The following is a 1,203-nucleotide window of genomic DNA, read 5'->3' on the forward strand; positions in this document are numbered from 1 at the left end:
CGGCCGCCGCCGGAGGGATACCAAGAAACCATGACCTCTTGCCAAGCAATGGATGCAACCTACCTCCAGTCATGGCGTTAGGTTGATATGGCTCCGTGTGGAGGCTCTTATGAGTGTCGTTAAATTGTTGCTAAGCTGTGCTCTGATTTCGCTTCTGACCGTTCCAGCGTTTGCTCAAGGCACGCAGCAGAATACGAATGGCCGACAGAGTTCTCCGTCCCAAAATTACGCGCGGGGTTCGCGTTCCCCAGTAGCGACCCAACCTAGCAACAATCCATTCCAGAACCCCATCGGGCAAGGCGTGCCCCCGGCCGCCTCCGCCAACCCCGCTCTCAACAGCAATCGCACCTTTGCGCCTCGCTAGGATTGTGAATGGCCTACGTCGCCACGGATCGCAATTTACTGTGAGACGACGTCTACCTCGATCGACGAGGTTCCGCCGATATGCAGCGAGGTTCCCGTGATCGCAATCTTGAAATGGTCGGCCCCCTGTGCGGCCGGGTCTGAAAAGTAACGGAATGAAGGGCCTTGCAAGACAAGGCGGCCTGATTTCGGCGGGTCTACAACCGTGATCGCGTCAATCAAGATCGTCGACCAGCGTAGCCCCTGAATACATTCAGCGCCGGGCTTGATTTTGATCAACCACTGAATCGTGTCCGATCGTAGCTTAAAGGGTTGCGGATGCAAAATGCATGTGCCACCGGCTGACACCGGTAACGGATAGCAGGCAAGAATTTGAACAAATAACGCAACGATTATGAGATTTCGCATAGGCATCTGGCCCCAACGGTTCTGCTCACTCCAGACAACGCTTTTGTGAAAACCTAGTCTGACCCGCTCAGTACCAGTGAAAACCGCGCTTACCAACACTACTCCGATCCCGCACGCGCTCGCGCCACCGTCTCCCGCCGTGGGCCGCGATCGCCGACGCTGGTGCCGCGGCCACGCGCAAACGACCAAGCTATTATAACCTCTTCCAAGAGCAATCATCGTTAAACGTGCAACAGAAATAAATCGGCCGGTGAGGTGTGGGACAGGGTGAAATGCGCGCTCTCCATGCCGTGCTGAACGTTGCTGTCAACGTGGGGGTCGTGCAATGCCTGCGCGAGCACCTGCGAGTGAGGTACGGGTCCGTGCCCGAGAGGGGGCGCAGCAGGTCCGGACATCGAAGTGGCCGCGGAGAAGTTGAACCCGTCGATTGGC

The 1,203-nt window shown here is 57.1% G+C and carries 2 protein-coding genes; both read right to left on the bottom strand.

Annotation, left to right across the window (positions count from 1 at the left end; translation table 11 throughout):
• Nucleotides 1-399: 399 nt before the first annotated feature.
• Nucleotides 400-642: a hypothetical protein gene (locus FXB38_RS42235; RefSeq protein ID WP_148756737.1), complete on the bottom strand. Its 243-nt coding sequence runs from the start codon at nt 640-642 to the stop codon at nt 400-402.
• Nucleotides 643-992: 350 nt separating this feature from the next.
• On the bottom strand, nt 993-1,203 hold a 211-nt coding region (locus tag FXB38_RS43550), incomplete at its 5' end, for a hypothetical protein (RefSeq protein WP_210251010.1).

The sequence above is a fragment of the Bradyrhizobium cytisi genome, from assembly GCF_008123515.1.
Classification (GTDB): Bacteria; Pseudomonadota; Alphaproteobacteria; order Rhizobiales; family Xanthobacteraceae; genus Bradyrhizobium; species Bradyrhizobium cytisi.